Origin of the sequence: Muricoccus pecuniae, from assembly GCF_014199205.1 — a bacterium.
Classification (GTDB): domain Bacteria; phylum Pseudomonadota; class Alphaproteobacteria; order Acetobacterales; family Acetobacteraceae; genus Roseomonas; species Roseomonas pecuniae.
Window position 1 is genome coordinate 22752 of sequence record NZ_JACIJD010000033.1, and the last position, 6387, is coordinate 29138.

At 68.3% G+C, this 6387-nt stretch carries 6 protein-coding genes; 3 read left to right on the forward strand and 3 right to left on the reverse strand.

Going from position 1 to position 6387, the window contains the following annotated elements:
- Positions 1–8: 8 nt before the first annotated feature.
- Both kdgD and FHS87_RS21185 read right to left on the reverse strand, forming a co-directional pair.
- The gene (kdgD, locus tag FHS87_RS21180; RefSeq protein ID WP_184521340.1) at positions 9–941 is read right to left on the reverse strand and encodes a 5-dehydro-4-deoxyglucarate dehydratase; all 933 of its coding nucleotides are present in this window, start codon (positions 939–941) and stop codon (positions 9–11) included.
- An 82-nt stretch (positions 942–1023) separates the two neighbouring features.
- A complete protein-coding gene (locus FHS87_RS21185; protein ID WP_184521342.1) occupies positions 1024–1779 on the reverse strand; it encodes a FadR/GntR family transcriptional regulator in 756 nt (251 codons plus the stop codon).
- Between the two features lie 248 nt (positions 1780–2027).
- Here FHS87_RS21185 and FHS87_RS21190 point away from each other — a divergent pair, with 248 nt between their 5' ends.
- The 3 genes from FHS87_RS21190 to FHS87_RS21200 all read left to right on the forward strand — a co-directional run bounded on the left by FHS87_RS21190 (position 2028) and on the right by FHS87_RS21200 (position 6061).
- Positions 2028–3578 (forward strand): sensor domain-containing diguanylate cyclase, encoded by a 1551-nt coding sequence (locus FHS87_RS21190; RefSeq protein ID WP_184521344.1) that lies wholly within the window; start codon positions 2028–2030, stop codon positions 3576–3578.
- A gap of 548 nt (positions 3579–4126) precedes the next feature.
- Positions 4127–4975: a 3-deoxy-8-phosphooctulonate synthase gene (kdsA, locus tag FHS87_RS21195; RefSeq protein WP_456306628.1), complete on the forward strand. Its 849-nt coding sequence runs from the start codon at positions 4127–4129 to the stop codon at positions 4973–4975.
- Between the two features lie 114 nt (positions 4976–5089).
- Positions 5090–6061, forward strand: a complete 972-nt coding sequence (locus FHS87_RS21200; protein WP_221300234.1) for a KpsF/GutQ family sugar-phosphate isomerase — start codon at positions 5090–5092, stop codon at positions 6059–6061.
- A gap of 143 nt (positions 6062–6204) precedes the next feature.
- Here FHS87_RS21200 and FHS87_RS21205 read toward each other — a convergent pair.
- Positions 6205–6387, reverse strand: a 183-nt coding sequence (locus FHS87_RS21205; protein ID WP_184521348.1) for a transposase domain-containing protein, incomplete at its 5' end; no start/stop codon positions are given.

The window sequence follows — 6387 nt, forward strand, 5'->3', positions numbered from 1 at the left end:
CCTCTCGGTCATTGCGGCCCGAGCTTCTCGATCAGCTCGGCCAGGGTCTTCGCCTCGTCGCCCGTCAGGTCGCTCAGCGGCGGCCGGACCGGGCCGGCGGAGTGGCCCACGATCGTCGCGCCCGCCTTGACGATGGAGACGGCGTAGCCGGGCTGGCGGTTGCGGATGGCGAGGTAGGGGAAGAAGAACTCGCGCAGCAGGCGCGTGACGGTCTCGTGGTCGTCCCGGATGACGGCGTCGTAGAACTCCTTCGCCGTGCGCGGGATGAAGTTGAACACGGCGGAGGAATAGGTGGGCACGCCCATGGCGAGATAGGCCTGGGCGTAGACCTCCGCGGTGGGCAGCCCGCCGAGATAGGTCAGCCGGTCGCCGAGCTTGTTGTAGACGGCGACCATCGCCTCGATATCGCCCACCCCGTCCTTGAAGCCGATGAGGTTCGGGCAGTCCTCGGCCACCGCGGCCAGCGTATCCGGCGTCAGCTTGCAGTTGGCGCGGTTGTACACGATCACGCCGAGCTTCGTGGCCTGGCACACCTGCTTGATATGTGCGCGCAGCCCGGCCTGGGAGGTCTCGGTGAGGTAGGGCGGCATGAGGAGGATGCCAGCCGCGCCCTGGCGCTCGGCCTCCTGGGTGTACTCGATGGCCAGGCGCGTGCCGTGGCCGGCGCCGGCGACGATGGGCGTGGGCACGGAGCCGCCCTCGCAGGCCTCGACGGCGGTCTTGATCACCTGGCTGTACTCGCCGGGGGTGAGGGAGAAGTACTCGCCCGTGCCGCCAGCGGCGAAGAGCGTGGCCGTGCCATAGGGCGCCAGCCATTCGAGCCGCTTGCGGTAGCCCGCGATGTCGAGGTCGCCGGCGGCGTCGAAATCGGTCAGGGGGAAGGAGAGAAGGCCGGTGGGGAGCTGGGCCTTCAGCTCGTCCGGGGTGAATTGCTGCGGCATGGGCGTTTCCTGCATCGGCCGGCGGCGCCGGCGAAGGTAGGATGTCATACAAGTTGGCTTGATGGCTCGCAAGCCATCCGTGTCAGCCCTTCCCGGCCCCCTCCAGCACGGCCCGCAGCCTTTCCTTGCTGTCCATCAGATGCAGGCGCATGGCCGCGCGCGCCGTCTCGGCGTCACCGCGGGTCACCGCGTCATGAATCCGCCCGTGCTCCAGATGCAAGCGCCGATGGTAGGCCACCATCGCCGCCAAGTCGCCCTTGAACAGGTCCACCCGCGCGCGCGGCAGGAGGTTCGGCGAGAGCTTCGAGAGGAGCTCGGCGAAGTAGTCGTTTCCCGACATGCGGGCGATGCAGAGGTGAAAGGCCTGGTCATGCGCGGTGGAACCCTCGGGGCTCTCGACCGAGCGCTCGAGCTCGGCCGTGATCGCCGACAGCTCGCCTATCTGGGCCGGCGTGCGCCGTTGCGCCGCGAGGGACGCCGCCTCGGACTCCAAGGCGATTCGAACCTCCATCAGCCGGACCAGATCCTTGAGGGGCCCGATTTCGGAAGCGTTGAGCCTGGCCGGCGATGGGTCAGCGGAGGAGAGCAGGAATGCGCCGCGCCCCTGCTGGGTGGAGAGCTGGCCGGAGGCTCGCAGGCTCGACACCGCCTCGCGCACGACGGTACGGCTCACGCCGTAGCGCGCCATCAGTTCCCGCTCGGTCGGCAACTGGTCGCCAGGTCGCAGTTCCCCGCGCTCGATGCGCTCCCGCAGGTCGCGCGCGACCTGGACCGGCAGCGGAACGCGGCCCGAGACCTCGATAGAGGGCGACGCGACACCCCCCTTTCCGGCCTCCATCCTCTCCCTCCCCCGCTCTTGCCCGGCAGATTCGCACGGGCCGGGTGGTAGCGCCAGACGGGATGGTGCGACTTGTCGGACAAGCGTTCGCGGATTCAGGAACACGGGCGGCGCGTCAAACATCCTACCATGCCGGGCCGAATATTAACGCTTTACAGCCGCAGGTAGAAAGATGGCATAAATCGGCAACCATACGTTAAGCCCTTCCGGCATTGCCGGCAGGAACGCCGAGGGAACAGATGCACGGCATGGCTCGGATTCTCGACGGCTGGCGCCAGGGTCTCACGGTTGCGGCGCTCTGCGCCGCGCTGGGCGGCACCTGCTCGGCCGTGATGCTGGAGGCCGAGAAGCAACGCCTCCTCGTGGAAGCCGGGGATCACGCCCACCGCCTTGCCGAGGCGATGGCACGTCGCCTGGATGGCAGCCTCTCCCGTTGGGCGAACGACGTGCGGCTCCTCGCCCGCTTCGAGACTTTCGAGAGGGAACCTGCCGACCCGCGCGCTGCCCGCCGCATGCTCGAGGACGTGCAGCTGCGCTCGCCCACCTTTGCCTGGATCGGCTTCGCCGGGCTGGACGGCCGTGTCATCGCCGCGACGGGGGGGATGCTCGAAGGAGTGGACATCTCCTCGCGCCCCTGGTTCACGCCGGGCCTCGCCGGCCTCCATCTCGGCGACCTGCATCCCGCAGTCCTGCTCGCGAGGATGCTGCCCGAAAGCAGGGGAAACGAACGTTTCCTCGATGCCGCCGCCCCTGTCCGGTCACCCGATGGCAGAGTGCTCGGCGTGGTTGCCGGGCATGTGAACTGGCGCTGGGCCGAAGCCCTGCGGGACGAGGTCACGGCGCTCGCTCCGCGGCGGCCCGCGCCGCTGCTCTGGGTGCTGGGAGCCGACGGAACGGTGCTGCTGGGACCGGATGGAGCCGGCGTCGCGCCCACTACCCTTCCTGCCGGCGAGGGCGTGAACTGGATGGAGGCCTCCCCCCCGGGCCAGCCCGCCTCGGTGCTCGGTTTCGCCCGGGCCGATGGCCTGCCGGGACAATCCAGCTTCGGCTGGACAGTTGTCGCCCAGGGCGATCGCAGCGCCGCGCTCGCGGGCCTCCGGACCTTCGGCGCCTCGCTCGCCCTTGTCACGGTCGCGGTCTCGCTGCTTGGCGGATGGCTGGCGGGCCGGATAGCCGGTCGGACGCGCTCGGTGCTGCGGGGAGTGCTCGGGAGCGGCCGCGGCAACGAGCTCGCCCTCCGGCTGGAGGAACTGAGGGACCAGGCGTGGCGCGATCCGCTGACGGGCCTGCTCAACCGTGCTGGCTTCGATGCCTGGCTGAGGATGCGCCCGGAGCTTGCGACGGGCTGCGCGCTGGTTGCCTGCGACCTGGATGGGTTCAGGATGCTGAACGAGCGCCAGGGCCAGGCGGCGGGGGATGCCCTGCTCCGCCGGGTCGGGACCTGGCTGCAGCAGAACCTGCGCACCGACGACGCTGCCGTGCGCCTCGGCGGGGATACCTTCCTGCTCTGCCTGCCCGGTGGGCCCGACCGGGCCTATTACGCGGCACGCGAGGTGGCAGCGCGACTGAACCTGGCGCTCCGCGACGGGCTCGCGACACCCTCGGGGGATGGCGTGCTGAGTTGCAGCATGGGGATCACCCTGGTGCCGCAACATTCACCGGACATCCAGGGAGCGATCCGGAAGGCCGATGCCGCCCTCCGCGAGGCGAAGCGGAACAGGCCGGAAGGGCTGCCCGACGATGTCGCCGGCGTGTCGGTGGCCGTGACAGGAACCGAGGCTGCCCTGGCAGCGGAGTAAGCCCAGAAGGGGTACGCTCACTCCGGCGTACCGCCAGCCTCTCCTCCTGTCCTGGGTCCCTTCCGGCGGCGCCGGCTGAAGACACTCAGGAATTCGAGGCGCTGCAAGGCGATGACTCCCAAGCCGAGCAGGAAAAGCACCGCCAAGCCGATCAGAGGGGACTCGAACATCGGCAGCAATCTCCGGTCAGCCAGTGGATCAGGGCGCCGCGAGCCGCTCACGCCCACGCGGACGAGCCCACCTTCCCCCCGGCCCACACAGAACGAACAGGCTGCGCGCAGGATGCGGTGCATGCTGGATCGGACAGGCCTGAAAGGACCACTGCTTCCCTACTCTCCTGCGAGGGAGGATGCGGGCGAGACCTCCGCAGGCTCCTTCCCTGCTTTCCTGGCCTTTACCCAGATCCCATATCCTCGTGGCTGGACGCGTGGTTTCCAGCATCGGAACGCAAACACTGAGTTCCGTCCCTCGAACCATTGTGGCAGAGTAGCGAGATTGTGAACGGCTTTCTCGGCCCCGACTGTGCCGCCGACCCGACGGAGATACCCGTGGAAAACTTGCCTGACTCGGTTGTCGAAGTTGGGAACGTGCGTTTCGGCCAGAAGCTGCCCGTCGCGGTCATCGCTGGGCCGTGCCAACTCGAAAGCCGCGCGCATGCTCTCGAGATGGCGTCAGCCCTTGCGGAGATCGGGCGGAAGCTCGGCGTCGGGATGGTGTACAAGACCTCCTTCGACAAGGCGAACCGCACCAGCGCTTCCGCCGCGCGTGGCATGGGGCTCGATCGCTCCCTGCCGATCTTCGCCGAGATCCGCGAGACCTATGGCTTGCCGGTGCTTACTGACGTGCATGATGCCGCCCAGTGCGCGCCCGTCGCCGAAGCAGTGGACATCATTCAGATCCCCGCCTTCCTCTGCCGCCAGACCGACCTTCTTCTGGCCGCCGCCGCGACCGGGCGAGTGGTGAACGTCAAGAAGGGCCAGTTCCTTGCGCCCTGGGACATGACCAACGTCGTCGCGAAGCTCACCGGTGCCGGGAACAGCCGGGTGTTGCTGACCGACAGGGGAACCAGCTTCGGCTACAACACGCTCGTCTCGGACTTCCGTGGACTGCCGATCATGGCGGCGACCGGCGCGCCGGTGATCTTCGATGCGACTCACTCAGTGCAGCAGCCCGGGGGATTGGGCGGAAGCTCGGGTGGCCAGCGGGAGTTCGTACCCGTCCTCGCCCGCGCCGCCGTGGCTGTCGGGGTCGCCGGCCTGTTCATCGAAACCCATGAGAACCCCGATCAGGCGCCTTCCGACGGCCCGAACATGGTGCCGCTCAACGAGTTCGAAGGCCTGTTGAGGGAGCTTGTAGCGATCGACTCCCTCGTCAAATCCGGCGCCAGAGCCGCCTGAGCTGGACGACCCTGGACCGCGTCTGTGGCGAGCCCTCCCGCCCCAGGCAAACCGGCACGCCCCTGAGATAGGTCAGCGATGAGTAGCCAAGCCCTTGGATTGGATCTGGCCGACATGAAGGCGATCCCGCCACTTGAATCAGCCCGGCACACGCTTCAGCTGGAAGCGGAGGGGCTGGACGCCTTGCGCGTCGCCCTGGACGGCGCGCTGGGCGCAAGCTTCGAGCGCGCCGTCTCGGCGATGGCCGGGGCGAGCGGGCGGGTGATCATCACCGGCATGGGCAAGTCCGGTCATGTCGGGCGCAAGATCGCAGCTACGCTGGCATCAACGGGCACACCCAGCCACTTCGTGCACCCGGCGGAGGCCAGCCACGGCGACCTCGGGATGATCGGGGACGGAGACGTCGTCCTCGCCATCTCCTGGTCAGGTGAAGCGCCGGAACTGGCCGATGTCATCGCTTACACCCGGCGCTGGGGCGTGATCCTCATCGCCATCACCTCGCGCGCGAGCAGTGCTCTGGGCACGGCGGCGGACATTCCGCTTATTCTGCCTGCCATGCCGGAAGCCTGCCCCAACGGGCTGGCCCCGACGACCTCGACCACCATGCAAATGGCGATGGGCGACGCGCTGGCCGTGGCACTTCTCTCGCGCCGCGGCTTCTCGGCACAGGATTTTCGGCGCTTCCACCCCGGAGGCAAGCTCGGCTCGCGACTGCGCAAGGTTCGTGAGGTCATGCACTCGGGCACGGAGGTGCCGACGGTGTCGGCGGACGCCTCGCTGTCCCGCGCTATCATTGAGATGACAGGCAAGCGTTTCGGCACTACTGCCGTTGTGAACGCGGAGGGCCGGCTAGTCGGCGTGGTGACCGATGGCGACCTCCGCCGCGCCTTCCAGGCCGGCTTCCAAGACGGGCCCGTGCGGGAAGCGATGTCGTCTAGCCCGCGCACGATCGAGCCCGATGCTATGGTCGAGCAGGCGCTAGCCCTGATGAATGATCATCGCATCACCAGCCTTTTCGTGCTGGAGGACGGCCGGCCCGCAGGCATCCTGCACCTGCATGATCTGCTGAGGGCCGGGGTGGCGTGATCCGCACAGGGCGAACCGACGGGCTTTGCGCACCCTGACTGTCAGCGCGGCTGGAGACAGTCCACCGATCCATTGCGGCGCCAGGGGCTGTTACTCTCGACATGCCGGCTGCCGGGTAAGCGATGTGCTGAGGCCCTTGGTGGTCAGGTGGTCGCGGGCCAGTGCCAGGGCATGAGCTCGTCGATGCGGCTCTGAGGCCAGCCGTTGACAAGGCGGGTGAGGAGATCGGCGAGGTAGGTCTGGGGATCGACGCCGTTCAGCTTGCAGGTCTCGATGAGCGAGGCGACGGCAGCCCAGTGCTCACCACCCTCGTCGGATCCCGCGAA